This is a genomic window from Saccharothrix algeriensis (assembly GCF_016907655.1).
GTDB classification, from domain to species: Bacteria; Actinomycetota; Actinomycetes; order Mycobacteriales; family Pseudonocardiaceae; genus Actinosynnema; species Actinosynnema algeriense.
In genome coordinates this window covers 1,806,926-1,830,881 of the sequence record NZ_JAFBCL010000001.1, presented here as the reverse complement: position 1 = coordinate 1,830,881, position 23,956 = coordinate 1,806,926, and the positions used below count along the sequence as shown (strand labels likewise).

Genomic DNA, 23,956 nt, shown 5'->3' with positions numbered 1-23,956 from the left:
TGCCCGCGAACCCCCCGGTGGCCGCCCTTCACGGCGTCGTCACCGGGGTTCGTGTTGTCTGTGCCACGGGCACTTCAGGGGAGGGGGACGGGATGGCCAGACGTCTCGCGAGGTCCGCGGCCGCGGTCGTCGCGGCCGGCGCGCTGCTGTGCGGCGCGGTTCCGGCGCAGGCGCAGGAGGAGGTCGCCGACCCGGCCGAGTGGCGGGTCCGGCAGGAGATCGTGGACCACGCGTTCAGCCAGGTCGGGGCGAAGGAGAACGGCCCCAACGGCTACCCGCAGCGCTACCAGGCGGTCGACCCGGCGGTGCGCCGGCCCGTCGAGTGGTGCGGGGTGTTCGTGAACTGGGCGTGGACGAAGGCCGGCGTGCCGCAGCGCCCGTCGATGCAGGCCGCGCCCGGCGCGCCCGCCGTCGACCAGGGGCACTGGGCGACCTACTGGCAGAAGTGGGGCCGGGAGAACGGTCGCTGGAAGCCGCTGGCGGACCGGGACGTGGAGACGGGCGACGCCATCGTCTACGGCAACTACCCGTCGATGATGGCGCACGTCGGCGTCGTGGTGGAGGTCGCCTACGACCGCACCGGCCGCCACGCGACCCACGTGCGGACCGTGGAGGGCAACGTCGGCGACCGCGTCGTCTACACGAAGTGGCGCAAGCTGTCGGAGCTGAACGCGGGCACGGGCCTGAAGGTCTCGGGGTTCGTGTCGCCGTTCTGACGCGGGCGCGGGGCAGCGGGCGGTCGTCGCGGACGGCCGCCCGTCGCCGTCAGTCCAGCGGCAGGGTGCGGCCGAGCACGGCGAACGGCCGCGGGTCGCCGGTGAACTGGTAGTGCCGCAGCACGTCGGCGAACCCCAGCCGCCGGTACAGCCGCCACGCCTTGCTCGGGCCCTCCGGCGTGGACAGCAGCACGCGCGACGTGGGCACGCCCGCCAGCAGGCTGCGCAGCAGGCCCTCGCCGATGCCCCGGCCCTGCGCGCGCGGCAGCACGTGCAGCTCGGTCAGCTCGAAGTAGTCCTGCATCCACTCCTCGACCGCGTTCGGCCCGGAGACCAGGGTCAGGCCGTGCCGCACCTGCTCGTGCCACCACTGGCCCACCGAGCCGCGGTAGCCGTAGCCGATGCCGACCAGCTCGTCGTCCCCGCCCAGCGCCGCCACGCAGCGCCAGCCCTCCCGCAGCACGTGCGCCAGCCACATCGGCGCGCGCTGCTCGGCCGTGCCCGGCGGGTAGGCCATCGCGCTGACGTAGAGCGCCAGCGCCTCGCCGAGCCGGGCGTTCAGCTCCTCGGCGGACAGCTCCACCAGCCGCTGGGCGGGCGCGGCGGTCATCGCGCGACCTTCGCCGGGACGCCGCCGGACAGGTCGACCAGCCCGGCGTAGTCGGTGGGGAACACCGCGTGCGGGTGCCCGGCGGCGGCCCACACCACCTCGTGCTGCGCCAGGTCGACGTCCACGAAGGTCCGGATCGGCGCGGGGTGCCCGAGCGGCGAGACGCCGCCGATCACCTGGCCGGTGTGCTCCCGCACGAACTCCGGCTTCGCCCGCTCGACCCGGTCGACGTCGGCGAGCGCGGCCAGCAGGTCGGTGTCCGCGCGGTGCGCGCCGGAGGTGAGCACCAGCAGCGGGCGGGCCACCCCGTCCCGGACGGCGGCGAACACGAGGCTGTTGGCGATGGCCCCGACCGGCACGCCCACCGCCCGGGCGGCCTCGGCGGCGGTGCGGACGGCGTCGGCCAGCACGCGGATGCCGTCGGCCGCCTCGTGGTGGCCCGCCTCGGACAGGGCCGCCGCCACCTTGCGGATGCCGGGGTGGTCAAGTGCGCTCACCCGTTCATGAGACCACGCGCGGCCGGGTTGAGGAGTGCCGGGTTCACGGGTTACGCTGATCAGGCTCGAACGTTTGTTCGAGCTATGCCTTGGCGGTGGGGCGGGGGAAGCGCCCCACCGCCAAGTGCCGCCGTCTCCCCGCGGCGGTCGTCGCCGTCCCGACGCCGCGAGGAGGCCGCCGATGTCGACTTCGACCGACTTCCCCAGCACCCGACGGGCACCCCTGCCCGCGCCCTGCCCGGCGACCCGCGCGGCGGTGCGGGCGGGCGCCGCCCGGCACGCGGACCCGCGGGGCGCCGACGACCCGGCGCGCCGGGCGGCGCGGTCTGCCGAACCGGTCGACGGGATCACCCACGAGGGCGGGGCGTGAGCAGGGCACTGGTCGACTACGACCGGCTGGTGGGGACCGCGGCGGCGGAGGCCGAGCTGCTGGCGGCGTCGGCGGAGGGGCAGCGCCCGGAGCGCCAGGTGCCCGCGTGCCCGGGGCTGAACCTGGGCGAGACCGTCCGCCACGTGGGCAGCACGTGCCGGATGGTCGAGCGGTGGCTGCGCTCGGGGCGGCGACCCGCCACCTGGCAGCAGGACCCGGCGCACGGGCAGGCGCTGCCGGACTACCTGCGGGAGGGCGTCGGGCCGCTGGTCGACGCGCTGTCCGAGCGCGCGGCCGACGACCCGTGCGAGACGTGGTGGCCGGCCGACCGCACGTGCGGCTTCTGGGCCCGGCGGCTCGCGCACGAGGCGACCGTGCACCGGATGGACGTGCAGTCGGCGGCCGGCCTGCCGCTGGACCCGGTGCCCGACGACATCGCGGAGGACGGCGCGGACGAGGTGCTGTCGCTGTGGCTCGGCCACCGGCTCGACGTGCTGGGCGTGCGCGGCGCCCGGGACGCCACGGTGGCGATCCGCACCGCCCGCAGGGTGTGGCTCGTCCGCACCGGTCCGGAGCCCTCGGCGGTGTGGCGGGCGTCGCCGGCGGAGGCGGAGTCCGCCGACGCCGACGTCACGGGCTCGCCGATGCGCGTGTACCGCTGGCTGTGGGGCCGCATCCCGGACCGCGACGTGGAGACCAACGGCGACCACGACGCCATCGCCCAGCTGTGGGCGCTCCTGCGGCTGGCGACGAAGTGACCCGCCGCGGCGGTCCGCCCGCCCGGGGGCCGGGGCGGACCGCATAGCCTGATCGCGTGCGGAAGGTCCTGATCACCGGGATGTCGGGCACCGGCAAGTCGACCGCCCTGCGCGCCCTGGGGGCGCGCGGGCACCGCGTGGTCGACACGGACACCGACCGGTGGAGCCACTGGGTCACCCTGGACGACGGGTCACCGGACTGGGTGTGGCGCGAGCAGGCCGTGACCGACCTGCTGACCGGCCACCGCGGCGGCAGCCTCTTCGTCGCCGGCTGCAAGAGCAACCAGGGCCGGTTCTACCCGCTGTTCGACCACGTCGTCCTGCTGAGCGCGCCCGCCGAGGTGCTGCTCGCCCGCGTCGCGGCGCGCACCGACAACCCGTACGGCAAGCGGCCGGGGGAGCGGGCCGCGATCCTGGGCGACCTCGCCGCCGTGGAGCCGCTGCTGCGCGCCACCGCGACCGCCGAGATCGACGCCCGCGCCCCGGTCGAGCAGGTCGTCCGGCAGCTGGAGGAGCTGGCCCGGCCCGGCGGGGCCGCGCGGTGAGCGGCGGCCGGCCCCGCTACAGCGTCAGGTCGGCGCTGTGCGCCAGGCCGTCGGGCCCGGCGGTCTCCAGGCGGTAGCGGGCCTCGCGACCGGCGATCTCCAGCACCGCCACCGAGTTGCCGAAGTGCGGTCCGCTGATCTTGGTCCACGAGACCGGGTCGGCGGGCACGCCCGCGCGGTCGGCCCAGCGGCGCAGCAGCCGGGCCAGCGGCCGGGACCAGGACAGGCGGAACACCGGCCGGAAGATCCACGGCGGGTCGTTGTGCACCGGCGAGCAGACCAGTTGCAGCACCCGCGACGCGGTCGGGTCGGCGAAGTCGGCGCGGGCCGCGTAGCTGTGGTGCACGTCACCGGAGAGCACGCAGATCGTGCCCGGCGCGGCCGGGCCCGAGCCGACGCGGTGGAGGAAGCGGGCCAGGCGCTCGAACGACGCCCGGAACGCCGGCCAGTGCTCCAGGTCGCCCACCTGGCGCACCTGCTCGGCCAGCCGGCCGCGCCGCCCCGGGCGCTCGGCGCCGCGCTCGACGATGGACTGCAGGTGGCTCAGGGCGTGCGGCATCAGCCACGGCAGCGACGACCCGATCAGCAGGTGGTCGACGTCGCCCTCGGCGTTGCGCTCGATCCAGTCGAACTCCTCGTCGCCGACCATCAGCCGCTCCGGGCCGTCCAGGATGCGCCCGCTGCGGGTGTCCACGACCAGCAGCCGCACCCGGCCGAAGTCGCGCCGGTAGCTCCACCGGGTCGGCTTGCGGCCGTCCGCCTCCTGGTCGGCCCGCTCGGCGAAGTCCTCCAGCAGCCCCTGCACGTCGCCCCCGGCGGCCAGCACCTGCCCGTAGAGCTCGTCCTGCGCCAGGTCCTCGGGCGCGAGGTTGCCCAGGTGCTGGTACACCCAGTACGACGCGAGCCCGGCCCGGATGCGCTTGCGCCACCACGGCTTCTCCGCCATCTGCGCCCGCCACGCCCGCGAGGTGTTCCAGTCGTCCCGGATGTCGTGGTCGTCGAAGATCATCGACGTCGGCAGGACGGACATCAGCCAGCGGATCTCCGGGTCCGCCCACGACTCGTGGTACAGCTCGGCGTACTCGCGGAAGGACACCACCTCGCCCTCCGGCTCGGGCCTGCGCTCGGCCAGCCACCGCTTGACCCGCTCCGTCGGCTCGTCCGCGTAGACCTGGTCGCCGAGCAGCAGCAGCGCGTCGGGCCACCGCTCCTCGGGCCAGTCCTTCATGCGCAGCGCGAACGCGTCCAGCGCGTCGGAACCCCGCTTGTCCGCCGCGCGCTGGTCCGGCCCGCCCTCCTTGGCGGCCCGGCAGGAGCCGAACACCAGCCGCCGGACCGGCCCGGTGCGGATCCGCGGCTCCGGGAACGAGGACCCCGGCTCCGGCCAGGCCACCCGGCCGTCCAGCCGCACGTCGTACGGCGTGGTGGTGCCGGGTTCCAGCCCCTCCACGACCAACAGCGCGAAGTGCTGGTCGCCCACGCGGAACGTCGACGCGCGGTGACCCGCGACCTCCACCTCACAGGCCGTGTCCGTCTCGACCCAGACCGTGGCCGAGGTGGGGTCGACGTGCCTCAGCACCGGTCCGAGCACCAAGTCCGCCATGGGTGCAGACGTTACCTTCGTTGCATGGCAACCAGGTTGCGCGAGGTGGTCGTGGACGCCGCCGACCCGGTCCGGCTGGGCCGGTTCTGGGCGCGGCTGCTGGACCGGCCGGTCATCGCCGAGGGCGCCGACGGCGTGGACGTCGGGCTGGGACTGGGGGTGGCGCTGGCGTTCGTGCCGGTGCGCGACCCGAAGACCGCCAAGAACCGCCTGCACCTGGACCTGGCCTCGACGTCGCCGCGGCACCAGGCGGCCGTGGTGGCGCGGGCGCGGGAGCTGGGCGCGCGACCGGTCGACCTCGGCCAGGGGGCGGTGCCGTGGGAGGTGCTGGCGGACCCGGAGGGCAACGAGTTCTGCGTCCTGGAGCCCCGCGACGAGTACCCGGGCGACGACCCGGTGGCGGCGGTGGTGGTCGACGCGGCGGACCCGCCGGCGCTGGCGGCGTTCTGGTCGCAGGCGACGGGGCGGCCGGTGGTCCGCGCGGACCGGGGGTTCGCGGCGCTGGGCCGGGCGGCGGGTCTCCGGCTGGAGTTCGTCCGGGTCGACGAGCCGAAGGTGGTCAAGAACCGGGTGCACCTGGACCTCGCGCCGCCCCCGGACGGCGACCTGCCCACCGAGGTGGCGCGCCTGGAGGCGCAGGGGGCCGTGCGGGCGGACGTGGGCCAGGGCGCCGTGGCGTGGGCGGTGCTGGCGGACCCGGAGGGCAACGAGTTCTGCGTCACGACCCCGCGCTGAACCGGCGCCCGCCGCACGTGCCGGGCCCCGCGCGCCGGCCCTCGTCGGTCCACAGTGGACTGCCCCGTCGGCGGCGCGGGGATCGCCGTTCGGCGAGCACCACGTGAGGTGGCGGCTCCGGGCCCCGCGCCCGGTCGGAGGGCTCCCCGCCGGAACCCCCGCCGGCGAACGACGAGCGCCGAGACGGCCGACGAGTGTCCACTGTGGTCCCGGGCGTTCGTCGGCGAGTCAGGCCCGCAGGCGCAACCCCTTCGGCGTGGCGCGGAAACCCGCCTCCTGGAGGACGCCCGCCAGCCGCGAGCCCAGCGCCACCTCCCCGTCCGCCCGCTGCACGGAGAGCCGGCCCAGCCACCCGTCGCGCACCGCGCGGCCCAGGGCCTCGGCGGCGGCGCGCAGGACGTCCTCCTCCTCGCTGAACGACAGCAGCGAACGCCCGCCGCGCTCCACGTACAACGCCGCCACGCCGTCGACCAGCACCGCCAGCGCCCCGGACTTGCGCCCCGGCCGGTGCTTCCCCCCGCCGACCGGCTCGGGCCAGGGCAGGGCCGCCCCGTACGGCTGCGCCGGGTCGGCGGCGGCCAGCACCACGGCCTCCGGCGCGCCGTCGCGGTCCTGGCCGGGCGGGCGGGACAGCGCGCGCAGCCGGTCCACCGCCCCGCGCGCCGCGAACTGCGCCGCGCCCAGCCCCTCCACCACGTAGCCGCGCACGACCTGGCCGGACTCCTCCATCGCCCGCAGCACCCGGTACACGCCGCTGAACCCGCCGGTCACCCGCTCGGTGTCCAGCGCGCCCCTGGTGAGCACCCCGTGCCGCTCCAGGAACGCCTCCGCGCGGGCGTGCGCGCGCCGGGTCGGGTCCACCGCCGGCGCCACCGCCAGCGACCAGCGGCCGGCCGCCGTCGGCGGGCCGGTGCGGCCGGGCAGGTCCGGCCGGCCCGTCCGCATTCGCGCGTACCGGCCGCGGGGCGCGGTGGGGCGCGGTTTGTGCGCGGCCCCGCCGCCGGAGACCAGCGCCCGCAGCGGCGACAGCGTGTCGTTCGTGACGACACCCGCCCACACCAGGTCCCACAGCGCGCCCACCACCTCGGCGTCGGTCGCCGGGCCCTGCGCCGACACCCGGTCCACCACCTGCCGGAAGAACAGCGCCCCGCCGCCCAGCGCCGCCACCACCGCGGTGTGCAGCGCCGAGTCCGGCATCGCCTCCGGCACCAGGTCGGGCAGCAGCAGGTCCGCCACGTCCGCCGGCGCCAGCGCGATCCAGCCGTCACCGCCCGCCAGCGCGCCGCACCCGGTCCACGTCACCTCGCCGGCCGCGGTCAGCTCGTCCAGCAGCGCCGGGCGGTAGCCGGGCAGCCGGGCGGGCAGCACCAGCGACTCCACGGCGCTCGCGGGCAGCGGCGCCCCCGCCAGCTGCTCCACCACCGAGTACACGTCGTCCGCGGTGGGCGCGCCGCGCAACCGGCGGCCCACGCCGTGCCAGCTCGGCAGGAACCGGCCCAGCGCCGCCGGCTCGACCGGCTCCACCTCGGCGCGCAGCCGCGCCAGCGACGCCCGCCGCAGCCGCCGCAGCACGTCGGCGTCGCAGTACTCGGTGTGCCCGCCCGCCCGGTGCGGGTGCGGGTGCGCCGCCAGGGGCCGCAGCTCGCCGCGCACCAGCCGCCCGGCGCCCGCCAGGCGCTCCAGCACCCCCGTCACGACCGCGACGCCCAGCCCGAACCGCTCCGCCGCCTCGCCGGCCGCGAACGGCCCGTGCGTCCGCGCGTACCGGGACAGCAGGTCGCCCAGCGGGTCGGCCACCGGCTCGGTGAACACCTCCGGCACGCCCACCGGCAGCGCGACGCCCAGCGCGTCGCGCACCCGGCCCGCGTCCTCGATCGCGATCACCCGGTCCTCGCCCGCGACCCGCACCCGCAGCGCCCGCCGCTGCGCCACCAGGTCGGCCAGCCACTCCGGCCGGACACCGCGCTCCAGCGCCTCCGCCTCGGACAGGTCCCCGAGGAACCGCAGCAGGTCGGCCGCGCCCTCGGCGTCGCGCGCGTGCCGGTCCGGCGCCAGGCGCTGGAGGGTGCGCTCGACCTCCGCCACCACCTCCGGGTCGAGCAGCTCCCGGATCGCCTCCGACCCGAGCAGCTCCGCCAGCAGCGCCGAGTCCAGCGACAGCGCCGCCGCCCGCCGCTCCGCCAGCGGCGCGTCCGCCTCGTAGAGGAACATCCCGACGTACCCGAACAGCAGGCTGCGCGCGAACGGCGACGGCGCCGGGGTCTCCACCTCCACGACCCGCACCCGGCGGGCGCGCACGTCCGCCATCAGCTCGCGCAGGCCGGGCACGTCGTACACGTCCTGGAGGACCTCCCGCATCGCCTCCAGGACCACCGGGAAGCTCTCGTACTTCGCCGCCACGGACAGCAGCTGCGCCGCCCGCTGCCGCTGCTGCCACAGCGGCGTGCGGCGCTTCGGGTCGCGCCGGGGCAGCAGCAGGGACCGGGCCGCGCACTCCCGGAACCGGGCCGCGAACAGCGCCGACCCGCTCACCTCGGCGACGACGACCTGCTCGACCTCCTCCGGGTCGAGCAGCACGTCCTCCGCGCCCACCACGACCTGCGCGCCGTCCGCGTCCACCGCGTCCGGCAGCCGCACCACGACGCCGTCGTCGGAGTGCGCCACCTGCACCTCGACGCCGCGCCGCTCCCGCAGCCGGGCCGCGATCGCCAGCGCCCACGGCGCGTTCACCTGCGCGCCGAACGGCGAGTGCACCACCAGCCGCCAGTCGCCCAGCTCGTCCCGGAACCGCTCCACCAGGACCGTCCGGTCGGTGGGCACGTGCCGGGTCGCCTCCCGCTGCTCGGCCAGGTACGCCAGCAGGTTCGACGTCGCCCACGCGTCCAGCCCGGCGCTCGCGGCCCGCTCCGCCGCCTCGGCCGGGCCCATCGTGGACACCTCGCGCAGGAACCGGCCCAGCGCGCGGCCCAGCTCCAGCGGGCGGCCCTGCGCGTCGCCCTTCCAGAACGGCATCCGCGCCGGCCGGCCGGGCGCGGGCACCACGATCACCCGGTCGTGCGTGATGTCCTCCACCCGCCACGACGAGGTGCCCAGCAGGAACGTGTCGCCCACCCGCGACTCGTAGACCATCTCCTCGTCCAGCTCGCCCACCCGCGAGCCGGGGCCGCGCTCGGAGGGCGGCGTCATCACCGCGAACAGGCCGCGGTCGGGGATCGTGCCGCCGGAGGTCACCGCCAGCCGCTGCGACCCCGGCCGGCCGCGCAGCTCGCCGTTGACCCGGTCCCAGGTGATCCGGGGCCGCAGCTCGCCGAACTCCTCGCTCGGGTACCGGCCCGACAACATGTCCAGCACCGCCAGCAGCGCCGACTCCGGCAGCGCGGCGAACGGCGCGGCGCGGCGCACCAGCCCGGCCAGCGCCTCCACCGGCCACGGCTCCATCGCCACCATCGCCACGACGTGCTGCGCCAGCACGTCCAGCGGGTTGCGCGGGTACCGCACGGCCTCGATCGCGCCGTCCCGCATCCGCTCCGCCACCACCGCGCACGACACCAGGTCGCCCCGGAACTTGGGGAACACCACCCCGCGCGACACCGCGCCCACCTGGTGCCCCGCCCGGCCGACGCGCTGGAGCCCGGAGGCCACCGTCGGCGGCGCCTCCACCTGCACCACCAGGTCGACCGCGCCCATGTCGATGCCCAGCTCCAGCGAGGACGTGGCCACCACGCACGGCAGCCGACCCGACTTCAGCTCCTCCTCCACCGCGCTGCGCTGCTCGCGCGACATCGAGCCGTGGTGGGCGCGGGCGACCGCCGCCGAGCGCTGCGCGGTCACCCCGGACTGGCCGACCGCCTCCGCCGGGAAGCGCTCCACCGCCGTTCCCCGCGCCGCGGCCGTCCCCCCGCCGGCGCCCCCTTCTCCGGCGCCCTCCTCCTCGGCGAGCTCGTTGAGCCGCGCGGTGAGCCGCTCGGCCAGCCGCCGCGAGTTGGCGAACACGATCGTGGACCGGTGCTGCCGGACCAGCTCCAGCACCCGCTGCTCCACCGCCGGCCAGATCGACGTCCGCCGCTCCGCGCCGGACGCCGGTCCCGACACCTCCCCGGTCGGCTCGCCCAGCTGGGACAGGTCCTCCACCGGCACCTCGACCCGCACCTCGATGGTCTTCGCGGTCGCCGGCTGCACCACCCGCACCGGCCGCCCGCCCGCCAGGAACGAGCCGACCTCCTCCACCGGCCGCACCGTCGCCGACAGCCCGATCCGCTGGGCCGGCTCCGCCAGCAGCGCGTCCAGCCGTTCGAGGGACAGCGCGAGGTGCGCGCCGCGCTTGGCCCCCGCGACCGCGTGCACCTCGTCGACGATCACCGTCTCCACGCCGCGCAGCGACTCGCGCGCCGACGACGTGAGGATCAGGAACAGCGACTCCGGGGTGGTGACCAGCACGTCCGGTGGCCGGCGGGCGAAGGCGCGCCGCTCCTCGGCCGGGGTGTCGCCGGTGCGCATCCCGACCGTGATCTCCGGCTCGGGCAGCGACAGCCGGTGCGCGGCCTGCCGGATGCCCGCCAGCGGCGCGCGGAGGTTGCGCTCCACGTCCACCGCCAGGGCCTTCAGCGGTGAGACGTAGAGCACGCGGCAGCGGCGCTTCGGGTCCTCGGGCGGGGGCGTCGAGGCCAGCCGGTCCAACGCCCACAGGAACGCGGCCAGCGTCTTGCCCGACCCGGTGGGCGCGATCACCAGGGCGTGCTCACCCGCCGCCGCGGCGGCCCACGCGCCCGCTTGGGCCGCGGTGGGCGCGGCGAAGGCCCCGGCGAACCACTGCCGGGTCGCGGGGGAGAAGTCGGTCAGCGCGTCCATGCCCCCATAGTGATGGCTGCGACTCCGTGTTGGATTGCCGCGACTCCGTCGCGGCGGCTCGGCCGCCTGGTAGTCGGCAGTTCACGCCCGATTTTCGGCGATCGAAGAGCGTGATCGCCGAAAATCGGGCGCGACCTACCGACGCGGCCTCGCGGGGCTTCGCCCGCGAGTGGGGGTGGGGAGGGGGAGGGAGGGGGAAAGAGGGGTGGGGGAGAGGGAGAGGGGGGAGAGGGAGGTAGGAGGGGAGGGGGAGGGGGAGGGGTGAGATGGGTCGCGAACTGCGGAGGGGACCTCGTGGGGCGGCTGCCTGTGACAGGATCACCCCGGTTCGCAGACTAAGGGGTGACTGTGCGCGTCCTGTCCGTTGACCTGGGCACTTCCAACACCGTCGCGGTGCTCGCCGCGCACGGCAGGCCGCCCAGGGTCGTCGAGGTGGACGGGTCCGCCACCATGCCCTCGGCCGTGTACTGCGAAGAGGACGGCACGCTGGTCGTCGGGCGGGACGCCGAGCGCCGCGCCCGCCTGGACCCGTCGCGGTTCGAGCCCAACCCCAAGCGCCGCGTGGACGACGGCACGCTGCTGCTGGGCTCCAACGTCGTCCCGGTCACCGACGCGCTGGCCGCCGTGCTGCGCCGCGTGCTGGAGGAGACCACCCGCCAGCTGGGCGGCGAGCCGCTGGACGAGGTCCGCCTGACCCACCCCGCCCAGTGGGGCCCGACCCGCCGCAACGTGCTGCTGTCCGCCGCCCGGCTCGCGGGCGTGACCTCGGAGGTCGTGCTCGTCCCCGAGCCGGTCGCGGCGGCGTCGCACTACGCGTCGCTGTCGGTCGGCCAGGCGCTGGCCGTGTACGACCTGGGCGCGGGCACGTTCGACGTGGCCATCGTCGGCGCGACCCAGAGCGGCTTCACCGTGCTCGCCGAGGACGGCCTGCCCGACCTGGGCGGGCTGGACGTGGACCAGGCGCTGCTGGAGCACGTCGGCCGCCAGGTCTCGCACCGCGACCCGGCGGCCTGGCAGCGGCTGCTGCGCCCCGAGTCCACGGCCGACCGCCGCGCCCGGCGCGCGCTGCAGGAGGACGTGCGGGCGGCCAAGGAGTCGCTGTCGCGGCACGCGCACACCGAGGTGCCGATGCCGGAGCCGTTCGAGGACGTGCTGGTCAACCGCTCCGACCTGGAGGCGCTGGTCCGCCCGAGCATGTTGCGCAGCGTGGAGCTGCTGGCCGCCACCATCCGCTCCACCGGCCTGGCGCCCACCCAGCTCGCGGGCATCTACCTGGTCGGCGGGTCGAGCCGGATCCCGCTGGTGGCGACCATGATCGCCGAGCAGGTGCGGGTGGTGCCGACGAGCCTGGACCAGCCGGAGACGGCGGTGGCGCTGGGCGCGCACCACGTGCCCAAGGACGGCGTGACGCCGCGCGCCAAGGACCCGGTGAAGGCCGCCCACGAGCCGCCGACGGTGGTCACCGCGCCGGTGACCGGGCCGACCCCCGTGCCGCAGGGCCCCGCCGTGAGCGGCCCGACCCGGGTGAACCCGGCCGTCAGCGGTCCCTACCAGGTCAACCCGGCGGTGAGCGGGCCGTACCCGGTGGGCAACCCGGCGGTCAGCGGCCCCTACCAGGTGAACTACCCGCAGACCGGGCCGCAGCAGTTCAACTTCCCCAGCGTCACCCCCCGGTCGAAGCAGCCGGCGGGCGGGAAGCCGCGCAGGAACGTCCTCATCGCGGTCGGCGCCGCCGTCGTGGTGGTGCTGGCCGTGGTGGGCGGTCTCGTCGCGTTCAGCGGTTCGGGCGTGCCCAGCCCGCAGGAGTGCAAGAACGATACCGAGAAGGACGCCCAGGGCTTCACGCGGTGCCTGCGCCAGCTCGCGGGCGGCATCCCCGACGGCAACACGTGCAAGGCGGGCGGCTCGGCCGGCGTGTCCACCATCAGCGCCATCAAGGGCACCGCGGTGAGCTGCTCGGTCAAGGACGGCTACTCGGTGCTCTACATCCTCACCGAGACGGTCACCGGCGCGCAGCAGGGCGCGGACTCGGTCACCCAGTCGCTCAAGTCGGACATGGTCGAGGCCGAGTGGGCGGGCAACGGCCTCAAGGGCAAGTACCGGGCGGCGGCCGACGGGGGCCTGGGCCTGCTCGCGTTCACCGCCGAGGAGCGACCGCTGCTGGGCATCGTGATGAAGAGCGGCGGCGGGGACCTGACCGCCGACGCGGTCGCGGACTTCTTCGAGAACGCGGTCCAGCCGGGCACCTGACCCGGGCGGGGGCCGTGCCCGTCGGAGCGCACTGGGACGATGATGATCATGAACGCCGTGGCGGTGGTGCAGCGCAGGGTGCTGCGCGTGCTCATCGCGACCCAGGTGCTGGGCGCGGCGGGCGTGGGCATCGGCCTCACCGTGTCCACCCTGATCGCGGCGGCGCTGTCCGGCTCGGACGCGGTGGGCGGCCTCGCGCAGACCGCCGCGGTGCTGGGCGCGGGGCTGTTCGCGCTGCCGACCGCCCGGCTGGCCACCCGCCGGGGCCGCCGCCCGGCGCTGGCCCTCGGGTACGGGGCGGGCGCGGTCGGCGCGCTGGCCGCGGCGGTCGGCGTGGTGCTCGGCTCCTGGCCGGTGCTGCTGGTCGCGCTGGTCCTGTTCGGGGCCGCCGGCAGCGCGAACCTGGCCGCCCGCTACGCCGGGACGGACCTGGCGCACCCGGCCAGGCGGGCCCGTTCGCTGGCCGTCGTGGTGTGGGCGGCGACCCTGGGCGCGGTGGCCGGGCCCAACCTGGCCGACCCGGCCGGGCGGGCCGCCGCCCGGTCCGGCCTGCCGGTGGGCGCGGGGCCCTACCTGCTGGCGGCGCTGCTGCTCGGGGTGTCGGCGCTGGTCGTGCTGCGCTTCCTGCGGCCGGACCCGCTGACCGTCGCGCGGTCGGCCGGCCCGGTCACGCCGGCGCACTGCGCAGGCGGGGTGGGCGACGCGCGCGGCTCCGGCGCGGTGTGGCGCGCGCTGCCCGCCGCGGGGAAGCTCGCGCTGGGCGGTGTCACGCTGTGCCACACGGCGATGGTGGGGCTCATGTCGATGACGCCCGTGCACATGGACCACGCCGGGTCGTCGCTGCGGGTCGTCGGGGTCGTCATCAGCCTGCACGTGGCCGCCATGTACGCCGCGAGCCCGCTGTTCGGGTGGCTGGCCGACCGGGTGGGCCGGGTGCCCGTGCTGGCCGTCGGCGCCGCGCTGGTGGTGGCCGCGGCCGGGGTCGCGGGCATGGCGCCCTCGCACGACGCGCCGCAGCTGGCCGTCGGCCTGGCGCTGCTGGGGTTCGGCTGGTCGGCGGGCCTGGTGGCCGGGTCCGCGCTGCTCACCGAGTCGGTCGCGGTGGAGCACCGGCCGGCCGCGCAGGGCCTGTCGGACCTGAGCATGAACATCGGCGGCGCGGTCGGCGGCGTCGTGGCCGGCGTCGTGGTGACGGCGTGGTCCTACGCCGCGCTGGGGCTGCTCGTGGGGTTCACGGCGCTGCCGCTGCTGGTGGCGTGCCTGTTCACGGCGTTGCAGCGGGCGCGCTGATCAGCGCCTGCGGTGGTGGTGCCACCAGGCGCGGACGCCGACCACGAGGGCGGCGACCAGCCCGGCGATGATCACGACCTGGCCGAGCGGCGACGACAGGCCCGTTGGGTCATCCATGGTCCGAGGTTAGCGCGCGGCGGCGGCGAGTTCGCGCACCTTGCCCGTTTCGCCCGCCGTGCGCCAGACGAGCCCCCATTCGAGTTCGGGCGCCCCCACCAGCGGCAGGAACGCGACCCGCGGGCGGGCGAAGTAGCCGGTCGCGTGCGCGCCCAGGGGGCACACGCCCTCGCCGTCCGCGACCGCCGCCATCAGCTCCTGGAACGTCGTGAGGGACCGCCCGCGCCGGATCGGCCGGCCCAGGGGCGTGCGGTCCCGCCAGTACGCGGCGCGGAAGACCGTGTCGCGGGCGAGGTCCTCCACCGTCACGCGCCCCTGCCCGGTGAACGGGTGCGAGTCGGCCACGGCCAGCACCACCGGCTCGCGGAGCACGACCGGACCGGCCGTCAGGTCGGGCTCGCCCACCGGGAGCAGCGCCACCAGCACGTCCACCTCGTCGTCCCGCAGCAGCGCGAACGGGTCCGCGAAACCGGCCTCCCGGATGCGCACCTCGCTGCCGGGGTGGCGGGACCGGTAGCGGGCCAGGACGTCCGCGACGAGGTCCGCGACGGCCGGGGCCTGGAAGCCGACGCGCAGCAGGTCCGTGCCCCGGCCCGCGGCGACGGCCCGCTCCACGGCCTCCGCGATGCTCCGGTAGGCGGGGGCGACCTCGTCGCGCAGCCGCCGCCCGATGGGCGTCAGCGCGACGCGCCGGCTGGTGCGCTCGAACAGGGGCGCGCCGATGCGGCGCTCCAGCAGCTTGACGGTCTGGCTGACGCGGGCCTGGGAGACGCGCAGGCGCTCGGCGGTGCGGGTGAAGTGCAACTCCTCCGCCAGGGTCAGGAAGACCTCGATGTCCCGCCGTTCCATAATGCGCAGGTTATCGTTCGATGCGGTTCCCGTCGTTGATGGCGGGCGCCGGCCGGGAGATCGTCGTCCCATGGAGAACACGCTGCTCGTCCGGGCCGGGAAGGCCGAGAAGCTCACCGCGGACCCCGCCGCCGTCGTCACCCTGCTCGCCGACCTTGAGGGGTTGACCGGCAACCGCTCCACGTTCCTGGACGGCGCGAACGGCGCCCCGCCGCACTTCCACACCCGTGCGTCCGAGCTGTTCTTCGTGCTCGACGGGGCGCTCCAGGTGCTGCTCGACCAGGACGTGGTGACACTGGAGCGCGGGGACTTCCTCGTGGTGCCGCCCCGCGTCCCGCACGCGTTCGGCGCGTTGGAGGGCGCGGACGCGGACGTCCTGTTCGTCTTCACGCCCGGCATCGGCCGCTTCGACTACTACCGCCTGCTGGACCGGGTGCAGCGCGGCCTGGCCGACCCGGCGGAGATCCGCGCCTCGCAGGACCGCTACGACAACCACTACGTCGACAGCCCGGTCTGGGAGGCCGCGCGCTAGCCTGGGGCGGGTGCGCAACACGGTGTTCCGCAAGTTGATGGCGAACGAGTTCGGTCCGGTCCGGTCGGAGATGATGGCCAGGGACCACGTGATGTCCGCCCTCGGCGGGCGCACCGCCGACCAGGCGCTGGAGGAGGGCGTGCCGCCCAAGGAGGTCTGGCTCGCCGTGTGCGACGCGTTCGACGTGCCGGAACACCGGCGGTGACCAGCGCGGCGACCGGGCGGTCGAACACCTGTTCGGCTATAGTCGCCGACACGACCGGGTGATGAACCCCCGCTGGTGGCCCGGTCCCCGCCGGGAAATGTCGTACCCCGCCCGTAACGTCGGTCCCGACATCGCTCAGCGACCCCGAAGACAAACCGAGGTGGACTCCAGATGGCACCACAGGCACCCGACCGGGACAAGGCCCTCGAGCTGGCCCTGGCCCAGATCGACAAGCAGTTCGGCAAGGGCTCGGTCATGCGGCTCGGCGAGGAAGGCCGCGCCCCGATCGAGGTGATCCCCACCGGCGCGATCGCGCTCGACGTCGCGCTGGGCATCGGCGGCCTGCCGCGGGGCCGCGTCGTGGAGATCTACGGCCCGGAGTCGTCCGGTAAGACGACGGTGGCGCTGCACGCCGTGGCCAACGCCCAGCGCAACGGCGGCATCGCGGCGTTCATCGACGCCGAGCACGCGCTGGACCCGGAGTACGCGCGCAAGCTGGGCGTCGACACCGACGCGCTGCTGGTGTCCCAGCCGGACACCGGCGAGCAGGCGCTGGAGATCGCGGACATGCTGGTCCGCTCCGGCGCGCTGGACATCCTGGTGATCGACTCGGTGGCCGCGCTGGTGCCCCGGGCCGAGATCGAGGGCGAGATGGGCGACAACCACGTCGGCCTCCAGGCGCGGCTGATGAGCCAGGCGCTGCGGAAGATCACCGGCGCGCTGAACTCCTCCGGCACGACCGCGATCTTCATCAACCAGCTGCGCGAGAAGATCGGCGTGATGTTCGGCTCGCCGGAGACCACGACGGGCGGCAAGGCGCTGAAGTTCTACGCGTCGGTGCGCCTGGACGTGCGGCGGATCGAGACGCTGAAGGACGGCGGCGAGCCGGTAGGCAACCGCACGCGCGTCAAGGTCGTGAAGAACAAGGTGGCCCCGCCGTTCAAGCAGGCCGAGTTCGACATCCTCTACGGCCAGGGCATCAGCCGCGAGGGCTCGCTCATCGACATGGGCGTCGACCAGGCCATCCTGCGCAAGTCGGGCGCCTGGTACACCTACGAGGGCGACCAGCTGGGCCAGGGCAAGGAGAACGCGCGGAAGTTCCTGCGCGAGAACCCGGACGTGGCCAACGAGATCGAGAAGCGGATCAAGGACAAGCTCGGCATCGGGGCCACCCTCGACGCTGACGAGACCGCACCCGCGCCGGTCGACTTCTAGCGGTGGCGGAGCACGGCGGTCGTGGTCGCGGGGCGCCCCGCGACCCCGCGACCGAGTCCTCCGAGCACGAACCCGCCGACTCGCCCGGGTCCGAGCCCGAGACCGCGGAGCCGTCCCGGCCCCGGATCGCCGAGCCGAGCGAGCCCGGGTCCGCGCGGTCGCCCCGGCCCGGGGCTGCCGAGTCGATGAAACCCGAGGCTGCGGGGTCGTCCCGGCCCGGGGTGGCTGAGCCGAGCGAGCCTGGGGTCGCGGGGTCGCCCCGGCCTGGGGGCGCTGAGTCGAGCGAGCCCGGGATCGGGGGGCTGTCCCGGCCTGGGGGTGCCGGCTCGTCGGGACCCGGGAGTGCTGATCCGTCCGGGTCGGCTCGCTCGTCCGCATCCGAGTCCGACGACCCGTTCGAGGTGTGGGGCGGGCGGCGCAGTGCCTCGGGTGAGGCGCTCCGGGTGGTGCCCGCGGGTGGCTCCGCGGGTGTCCGGGCCGGCGAGGACGATCCGTTCGAGTCGCTGGGCCGCCGCCGGAGCGCTTCCGGTGAGGCGGTCCCCGTGGCCGGCCGGCGCGGCGGGACCCCTCCGGCAGCCGACCCGTTCGACGGCGGAGCCGGAGTCGGCGCCGAGGTCGAGGCCGAGGCCGGGGCCGGGGCGGAGACCGAGGTCGGGGCTGGCGCTGGGCGCGAGGCAGGGGCCGGTGCTGCGGCCGACGCCGAGCACGGGCACCGGTCCACCACCGGGCGCCGGTCGCGGTCCGGGGGTCGGTCCGAGGGCGGGCGTTCGTCGCGGGCACCGCTCCGGTCCGAGGCCGCGAGCCTGTTCGAGGTGGAGCGTCCTGGGGCGACCGATCCGTTCGAGGAGGCGGGGCGGCGCGGGCGTGCCCGCGGTGCGGAGGGCGGTTTCCGCCGGGCTCCCGGGCGGAGGCGGGGCGCTGCCCGTGCCGCCGACCCGGACGCCGAGGCGGCGGCGCGGCCGGTCGACCCGGTCAAGGAGCAGCGCAAGGCCACCGACCTCTGCTACGCGCTGCTGACCGCGCGCGCCCGGACCAGGGTCGAGCTGAAGGACGCGCTGCTGCGCAAGGGCATCAGCGACCAGACCGCCGAACTGGTCCTCGGCAAGTTCGACCGCGCGGGCCTGATCGACGACGCCGCGTTCGCCGAGGTGTGGGTCCGGTCCCGGCACACGTACCAGGGGCTGGGGCGGCGGGCGCTGGCCAGGGAACTGCGGCGCAAGGGCGTCGCCGACGAGGTGGCCGCCGAAGCCGTGGCCGCGGTGGACGACGAGGCGGAGGAGGAGCGCGCCCGGGAACTGGTGCGCAAGAAGCTGCGCACGATGTCCGGCCTGGAGAACCAGGTGAAGATCCGCCGCCTGGTCGGTGCGCTGGCGCGCAAGGGCTACGCCGAGGGCATGGCCTACCGGGTGGTGCGCGACGAGCTGCGCGACGCGGAGGCCGAATCCCCGCTGGACGACCACCTACCCGACTGAACCCGCGCCCGGCTCACCACGCGCCCGGCTCAATTCGCGCTGCACCCGTCCCGTGCCCGGCTTGTCTCGCGCCCGGCTTGTCGTGTGCCCGTACAGCCTCGCGTCGCGCCCACCCCACGCCCGGCTCACCTCGCGCTCGGCCGGTGAACCGCAACGCGAGCCGGCTTGCCGTCCCGGCCCGTCGCGGCCTGGTTCGGTCCGCTCGGCTTGATTCGCCCGGCTCGATCCGCTCGACCTGACCCTCTCGGCCTGACCCTCTCGGCTCGATCCGCTCGGCCTGCACCGCGCTCGGTTCGGCTGGGTCCTGTCGGGTTCGAGCGGGCCCGAAGGGGGCGGAGGCGGGCGGACCGGGAGTTCAGTCCTGTGCGCTGAGCCGCCAGAACTGGCGGCGCTTGCCGTCCTCGCGCACGACCACGCCCAGCCGCGCCAGTTCGGTGCGCAACTGCTTGACGTCGTCGGCGTCGCTCTTCTTCAACGCCTTGCCGCGCGCCCGCAGCAGGGCGTTCGCACCGGGCGGCAGACCGGGCATGTCCTCCACCCACCGCCGGTACTCGTCCCGGTACGGGTCTTCGGGCAGCCAGGGGTAGCCGTGGCGCTGGAAGGCGTCGGCCAGGTCGGCGTCGCGCAGGTCGGAGTTCTCCCGGGCCAGTTCCCCCGTGTCCAGGCCGAGGACCACCAGCTTCTTGCCGTCCAGGAAGACCCCGGACACCTGCGTCCGGTCGACCGCGCGCTCGGTGCCGCCCCGGTTGAACACCACGAACTCGTCGGCCACCTCGACCGTCAGCCGCTCCGCCGCGGCGAGGAACGCCACCACCAGGCCGACCAGCGCACCCGCGCCGAGCGAGCCGAACGTCGCCTGCGGCTCGGGGATCGAGGCGACCAACCGGAACGGTCCCCGCAGCGGCGCCCACGGCAGCGACACCACCCAGTCGGCGATGGCCTGCACACCCCACAGCGCGGCCGCGCCCAGCAGCGGGAACCCGACCCACACCAGGCCGACCTGCCAGCTCGGCTCGGTCACCACCGAGGTCCGACGCGCGTTCATCCCCGACACCCTCCCCCAGTGCGGGCACAACCTACCGCACCCGGCCGGCTATCTTGGCGGGACCGATCCACCGAGGGGGGACGTCGTGGGGAAAGCCGCGCGCCACGTGGTCTGGGACTGGAACGGCACGCTGCTGGACGACACGCACGCCGTGCTGAAGTCCGTGAACCGGGTCTGCCTGCACTTCGGCCGCGAGGAGGTGTCGCTGGCCGAGTGGCGCGCGATGTTCAGCCGACCGCTGCTCGCCTGCTACGAACGCCTCCTCGGCCGCCCGCTGTCCACCCGGGACTGGGCGGAGATCGACCTGCTCTACCACGAGGAGTACCGCGCGCTGCTGGACACGTGCCGGCTGGCGACGGGCGTCCCGGACCACCTGCACGACTGGCCCGGCACCCAGTCGCTGCTGTCGATGTGGTTCCACGACGAGCTGGTGCCGCTGATCACGACCTACGGCCTGGCCGGGCTGTTCACCCGGGTCGACGGCCTGCGCCTGGCCACCGGCGGCGGTTCCAAGGCCGAGCACCTCGCCGAGCACCTGCACCACCAGGGCCTCGACCCCGCCGACGTCGTCGTGATCGGGGACGTGGCGGACGACGCCGAGGCCGCCCGGCACGTCGGCGCCCGGGCAGTCCTGGTGACCACGGGCGTGGTCGACCGGGCCCGGCTCGAAGCGACCGGCGCGCCCGTGGTCGACTCGATCCCCGAGGCCCTCGCCCGGCTCGGGTGAGCCGGGCGCCCCGCCCGGACGGCCGGCGGAGACCTCCGGGCGGGCACGCCCGGCGCCGTCCGCAGAGGTGTTCAGCGCCGTCCGCGGAGACGTCCGGCGCGGCCGGCGGAGGCGTCCGACACCGTCCGCGGAGGTGTTCAGCGCCGTCCGCGGAGACGTCTGTCGCGGCCTGCGGAGGTGTTCAGCACCGCCTGCTGGAGACGTCCGGCGCGGCCTGCGGGCACGTCCGGCGCGATGAGCGGGCGGGTCCGGTGCGCCCGACCAGCGCGGCCGGGGCGGCGGCGCGTCCCGGCGTCGGCCGCGACCGCCGCCCGGTGAGCGGCGGTCGCGGCCGGTCTCACAGCGCCGCCGCCGCCCGCGCCAGCGCCTCGATCCGGTCGAAGTCGCCCGCCGCCAGCGCGTCCTTCGGCGTCAGCCAGGACCCGCCCACGCAGCCCACGTTCGGCAGCGCCAGGTAGCGCGGCGCGGTCTCGGCCGAGATGCCGCCGGTCGGGCAGAAGCGCAGCCCCGGCAGCGGCCCGGCCACCGACTTCAGGAAGTCCGCGCCGCCCGCCGCCTCGGCCGGGAAGAACTTCAGCGCCGTCAGACCGCGCTCGGCCAGCCGCATCGCCTCCGACGCGGTCGCCGCGCCCGGCAGGAACGGCAGCCCGGTGCCCTCCACCGCGGCCAGCACCCGCTCCGTCGTCCCCGGCGTGACCAGGAACGCCGCCCCGGCCTCGGCGGCCCGCTCGGCGTGCTCCGGCGCGGTCACGGTGCCCGCCCCGAGCACGATGTCGGGCACCTCGGCGGCGATCCGCTCGATCGCGGCCAGCGCCGCGGGCGTGCGCAGGGTCAGCTCGATGACGCGGATACCCCCGCGCAGCAGCGCCCGCGCCAGCGGCACGGCCTGGTCGGCGTCGTCGAGCACGACGACCGGGATGACGGGGGACAGCTCCAGCAGTTCCGCGCTGGTGGTCACCGGGTTACCTCCTGGTTCGCGCGGCCCGCGAAGTGCGACGCCGCGATGGGGCCGAACACGCTCGCGCCCCGGTCGGCGGGCCCGACCGACCGGCGCAGCGCGGCGAACAGCTCACGTCCGGTGCCCGTCCACGCCTGCGCGTCCGGGGGGAAGTCCACCAGGTCGCGGGCGGCCAGCTCGGCCGGGTCCACCAGCGCCTCCAGCGTCCCGGTCTCCGCGTCGACCCGCAGCACGTCGCCGTCGCGCACGCGGGCCAGCGGACCGCCCACGGCGGCCTCGGGGGTGAGCTGGATGGCGGCCGGGATCTTGCCCGACGCGCCCGACATCCGGCCGTCGGTGACCAGCGCGACCCGGAAGCCCCGGTCCATCAGCACGCCCAGCGCGGGGATCAGCTTGTGCAGCTCGGGCATCCCGTTGGCCTGCGGCCCCTGCTGGCGCACCACCACCACGACGTCCCGCTCCAGCTCGCCCGCCTTGAACGCGGCGCCGAACGCCTCCTGCGAGGTGAACACCCGCGCCGGCGCCTCCACGACCCGGTGCTCGGGCCCGACCGCCGACACCTTGATCACCGCGCGGCCCAGGTTGCCGGACAGCATCCGCAGCCCGCCGTCGGCCGCGAACGGGTCGGACGCCGGCCGCAGCACGTCGGTGTCCAGCGAGCGGCCGGGGCCGTCGCGCCAGGTCAGCACGCCCTCGATGAGCACCGGCTCGCGCCGGTAGCGGTCCAGCCCGGGACCGGCGACGGTCTGCACGTCGGCGTGCAGCAGCCCCGCGTCGAGCAGCGTGTCGACCAGGAACTGCACGCCGCCGGCGGCCTGGAAGTGGTTGATGTCGGCGCCGCCGTTGGGGTAGACGCGGGCCAGCAGCGGGACCACCGAGGACAGGTCGGCGAAGTCGTCCCAGGTCAGCTCGATGCCGGCGGCCGACGCGATCGCCACCAGGTGCATCGTGTGGTTGGTCGAGCCGCCGGTCGCGAGCAGCGCGACGACGCCGTTCACGATCGACTTCTCGTCCACGACCCGCCCGACCGGGGTGTACTCCTCGCCCCGGCTGATCTCCACCGCCCGGCGCGCGGCCTCCTCGGTCAGCGCCCGCCGCAGCTTCGTGCCCGGCGGGACGAAGCTCGCGCCGGGCAGGTGCAGGCCCATCACCTCCACCACGAGCTGGTTGGAGTTGGCCGTGCCGTAGAACGTGCAGGTGCCGGGGCTGTGGTAGGAGGCGGCCTCGGCCTCCAGCAGGTCCTCCCGCGTCGCCTTGCCCTCGGCGAACAGCTGCCGCACGCGGGACTTCTCCGAGTTCGGCAGGCCCGAGTGCATGGGGCCGGCGGGCACCAGCAGCGCGGGCAGGTGCCCGAACGACAGCGCGCCGATCAGCAGCCCCGGCACGATCTTGTCGCACACGCCGAGCAGCAGGGCCGAGTCGAACATGTCGTGCGAGAGCGCGACGCCGGTGGCCATCGCGATGACGTCCCGGCTGAACAGCGACAGCTCCATGCCCGCGCGGCCCTGCGTGATGCCGTCGCACATCGCGGGCACGCCGCCCGCGAACTGGGCGACGCCGCCCACCGCCCGCGCGGCGTCCTTGATCCACGCCGGGTACTCGTTCAGGGGCTGGTGGGCGGAGAGCATGTCGTTGTAGGCGGAGACGATCGCCACGTTCGGGCGACGGAGCGCGCGCAGCGCTTCCTTGTCACCGCCCGTGATCCCCGCGAAGCCGTGCGCGAGGTTGCTGCACGCGAGGTCCTTGCGGACCGGGCCCTCGGCGTGGGCGGCGGCGAGTCGTTCCAGGTAGGCGGACCGGGTGGCGGCGCTGCGGGCGGCGATGCGGGCCGTCACCTCGGCGACGACGGGATGCGCGCTCATGATTCGCTGTCTCCGGTGGTGATCACGGGCCGTGGTGGGCCCGGTGGGACGACAGCGCTGGCGTCGCACGGACGGACGTGACAGCACCCACACTATGTCACGAGGCCGGGTCGCCACAAAAACGATTCAGAGGTTGAGACGCGACGCGGCCCGCTGTGGTGCTTGTCACAGCGGCTCCGAAGGAGCAGAGTCGGCACACGGACCCCAAGGGAGGTGCTGCCATGACGGCCCCGGAGATCGTGGAACTGCGTCGCGCGCTCGGCCGGCTCCGCCAGTGCGTCGGTTCGCTCCGGTCGCGCTACGGCGACGTCGCCGCCGTCCAGCGGCTGGCCAACGACATCGAGCGGATGGACATCGACGCCACCGAGCTGGTCGAGCTGGACCGCACACCCCGGCAGCGCGAGGCGCCCAGGGTGGAGCGCGAGGTGGTCGTCGTGCCCGACACGCCCTACGACCCCAAGCTCTGGCACGACGCCGACGACGAGGGTCTGGGCGGCCACCGCCACACCTGAACCGCCGCAGACCGGCCCCCGCGACTCGCCGCGGGGGCCGGTTTCGGTTTTCCGCAGCGCGACCGCTCCACCGCCGCCGGGCGATTCCCCTCCGGCCCGACCCCTGCCAGAGTCGAACCCCTGCCGGAGTCGAATCCCGGAAAAGGCCGGGCGCGGCCACCGCGGAACGACCGGACGGCCGAATGGCCGAATGGCCGACCGGTCCCACAACTGCACAGCAGGACAATCGCACGACTGCCA

21 protein-coding genes are annotated in these 23,956 nt (G+C 75.7%); 13 read left to right on the top strand and 8 right to left on the bottom strand.

Annotation, left to right across the window (positions count from 1 at the left end; genetic code table 11):
- Nucleotides 1-92 precede the first annotated feature (92 nt).
- Complete coding sequence (locus tag JOE68_RS08000; RefSeq protein ID WP_204841690.1) at nt 93-716, top strand: CHAP domain-containing protein; 624 nt, start codon at nt 93-95, stop codon at nt 714-716.
- A gap of 49 nt (nt 717-765) precedes the next feature.
- On the opposite strand, the gene JOE68_RS07995 is transcribed toward JOE68_RS08000, so the two are convergent.
- Both JOE68_RS07995 and JOE68_RS07990 read right to left on the bottom strand, forming a co-directional pair.
- Nucleotides 766-1,326 carry a GNAT family N-acetyltransferase gene (locus JOE68_RS07995; protein WP_204841689.1) on the bottom strand — a complete coding sequence of 187 codons (561 nt, stop codon included), beginning with the start codon at nt 1,324-1,326 and terminating at the stop codon, nt 766-768.
- On the bottom strand, nt 1,323-1,823 hold the full coding sequence (locus tag JOE68_RS07990; RefSeq protein WP_204841688.1) for a YbaK/EbsC family protein: 501 nt from the start codon (nt 1,821-1,823) through the stop codon (nt 1,323-1,325). The genes JOE68_RS07995 and JOE68_RS07990 overlap by 4 nt, the downstream gene beginning before the upstream one ends.
- A gap of 181 nt (nt 1,824-2,004) precedes the next feature.
- Here JOE68_RS07990 and JOE68_RS07985 point away from each other — a divergent pair, with 181 nt between their 5' ends.
- Genes JOE68_RS07985 through JOE68_RS07975 form a run of 3 tightly spaced genes read left to right on the top strand, consistent with a single transcriptional unit; the run spans nt 2,005 to nt 3,496 of the window.
- Nucleotides 2,005-2,193 carry a hypothetical protein gene (locus tag JOE68_RS07985; RefSeq protein WP_204841687.1) on the top strand — a complete coding sequence of 63 codons (189 nt, stop codon included), beginning with the start codon at nt 2,005-2,007 and terminating at the stop codon, nt 2,191-2,193.
- Nucleotides 2,190-2,951, top strand: coding sequence for a maleylpyruvate isomerase family mycothiol-dependent enzyme (locus JOE68_RS07980; protein WP_204841686.1), 762 nt, complete (start codon nt 2,190-2,192; stop codon nt 2,949-2,951). Before JOE68_RS07985 ends, JOE68_RS07980 begins: the two co-directional genes overlap by 4 nt.
- A 56-nt stretch (nt 2,952-3,007) precedes the next feature.
- Nucleotides 3,008-3,496 carry an ATP-binding protein gene (locus JOE68_RS07975; RefSeq protein WP_307819573.1) on the top strand — a complete coding sequence of 163 codons (489 nt, stop codon included), beginning with the start codon at nt 3,008-3,010 and terminating at the stop codon, nt 3,494-3,496.
- Nucleotides 3,497-3,512: 16 nt separating this feature from the next.
- Here the strand turns inward: JOE68_RS07975 and JOE68_RS07970 are convergent, their stop codons facing one another.
- Entirely contained in the window at nt 3,513-5,099 is a 1,587-nt protein-coding gene (locus tag JOE68_RS07970; RefSeq protein WP_204841685.1) for an alkaline phosphatase D family protein, read from the bottom strand.
- Nucleotides 5,100-5,123: 24 nt separating this feature from the next.
- Here JOE68_RS07970 and JOE68_RS07965 point away from each other — a divergent pair, with 24 nt between their 5' ends.
- The gene (locus JOE68_RS07965) at nt 5,124-5,834 is read left to right on the top strand and encodes a VOC family protein (RefSeq protein WP_204841684.1); all 711 of its coding nucleotides are present in this window, start codon (nt 5,124-5,126) and stop codon (nt 5,832-5,834) included.
- A gap of 228 nt (nt 5,835-6,062) precedes the next feature.
- Here JOE68_RS07965 and JOE68_RS07960 read toward each other — a convergent pair whose 3' ends face one another.
- Nucleotides 6,063-10,682, bottom strand: coding sequence for an ATP-dependent helicase (locus tag JOE68_RS07960; RefSeq protein ID WP_204841683.1), 4,620 nt, complete (start codon nt 10,680-10,682; stop codon nt 6,063-6,065).
- 348 nt (nt 10,683-11,030) lie between these two features.
- Between JOE68_RS07960 and JOE68_RS07955 the strand changes: the two genes are divergently transcribed.
- Together JOE68_RS07955 and JOE68_RS07950 are read left to right on the top strand one after the other, a co-directional pair.
- Nucleotides 11,031-12,932 carry an Hsp70 family protein gene (locus tag JOE68_RS07955; RefSeq protein WP_204841682.1) on the top strand — a complete coding sequence of 634 codons (1,902 nt, stop codon included), beginning with the start codon at nt 11,031-11,033 and terminating at the stop codon, nt 12,930-12,932.
- Between the two features lie 48 nt (nt 12,933-12,980).
- Entirely contained in the window at nt 12,981-14,222 is a 1,242-nt protein-coding gene (locus JOE68_RS07950; protein WP_239562170.1) for an MFS transporter, read from the top strand.
- Nucleotides 14,223-14,348: 126 nt separating this feature from the next.
- On the opposite strand, the gene JOE68_RS07945 is transcribed toward JOE68_RS07950, so the two are convergent.
- Nucleotides 14,349-15,188: a LysR family transcriptional regulator gene (locus JOE68_RS07945; protein WP_204841680.1), complete on the bottom strand. Its 840-nt coding sequence runs from the start codon at nt 15,186-15,188 to the stop codon at nt 14,349-14,351.
- A gap of 70 nt (nt 15,189-15,258) precedes the next feature.
- Here JOE68_RS07945 and JOE68_RS07940 point away from each other — a divergent pair, with 70 nt between their 5' ends.
- The 4 genes from JOE68_RS07940 to JOE68_RS07925 all read left to right on the top strand — a co-directional run bounded on the left by JOE68_RS07940 (nt 15,259) and on the right by JOE68_RS07925 (nt 18,612).
- Nucleotides 15,259-15,720 (top strand): cupin domain-containing protein, encoded by a 462-nt coding sequence (locus JOE68_RS07940; RefSeq protein WP_204841679.1) that lies wholly within the window; start codon nt 15,259-15,261, stop codon nt 15,718-15,720.
- Nucleotides 15,721-15,730: 10 nt separating this feature from the next.
- Nucleotides 15,731-15,925 (top strand): DUF3046 domain-containing protein, encoded by a 195-nt coding sequence (locus tag JOE68_RS07935; protein WP_204841678.1) that lies wholly within the window; start codon nt 15,731-15,733, stop codon nt 15,923-15,925.
- Nucleotides 15,926-16,096: 171 nt separating this feature from the next.
- Nucleotides 16,097-17,140, top strand: coding sequence for a recombinase RecA (gene recA, locus JOE68_RS07930; protein WP_204841677.1), 1,044 nt, complete (start codon nt 16,097-16,099; stop codon nt 17,138-17,140).
- A gap of 812 nt (nt 17,141-17,952) precedes the next feature.
- Nucleotides 17,953-18,612: a regulatory protein RecX gene (locus JOE68_RS07925; protein ID WP_346039150.1), complete on the top strand. Its 660-nt coding sequence runs from the start codon at nt 17,953-17,955 to the stop codon at nt 18,610-18,612.
- Nucleotides 18,613-18,967: 355 nt separating this feature from the next.
- Here the strand turns inward: JOE68_RS07925 and JOE68_RS07920 are convergent, their stop codons facing one another.
- Nucleotides 18,968-19,657, bottom strand: a complete 690-nt coding sequence (locus tag JOE68_RS07920) for a YqeB family protein (RefSeq protein ID WP_204846392.1) — start codon at nt 19,655-19,657, stop codon at nt 18,968-18,970.
- An 85-nt stretch (nt 19,658-19,742) separates the two neighbouring features.
- Between JOE68_RS07920 and JOE68_RS07915 the strand changes: the two genes are divergently transcribed.
- Entirely contained in the window at nt 19,743-20,384 is a 642-nt protein-coding gene (locus tag JOE68_RS07915) for an HAD family hydrolase (protein ID WP_307819572.1), read from the top strand.
- A gap of 337 nt (nt 20,385-20,721) precedes the next feature.
- Here the strand turns inward: JOE68_RS07915 and eda are convergent, their stop codons facing one another.
- Complete coding sequence (eda, locus tag JOE68_RS07910) at nt 20,722-21,342, bottom strand: bifunctional 4-hydroxy-2-oxoglutarate aldolase/2-dehydro-3-deoxy-phosphogluconate aldolase (RefSeq protein ID WP_204841675.1); 621 nt, start codon at nt 21,340-21,342, stop codon at nt 20,722-20,724.
- The gene (gene edd / locus JOE68_RS07905) at nt 21,339-23,204 is read right to left on the bottom strand and encodes a phosphogluconate dehydratase (protein ID WP_204841674.1); all 1,866 of its coding nucleotides are present in this window, start codon (nt 23,202-23,204) and stop codon (nt 21,339-21,341) included. Before edd ends, eda begins: the two co-directional genes overlap by 4 nt.
- Before the next feature lie 221 nt (nt 23,205-23,425).
- Between edd and JOE68_RS07900 the strand changes: the two genes are divergently transcribed.
- The gene (locus tag JOE68_RS07900; protein ID WP_204841673.1) at nt 23,426-23,716 is read left to right on the top strand and encodes an Rv0250c family protein; all 291 of its coding nucleotides are present in this window, start codon (nt 23,426-23,428) and stop codon (nt 23,714-23,716) included.
- The last annotated feature ends 240 nt before the right edge of the window (nt 23,717-23,956 follow it).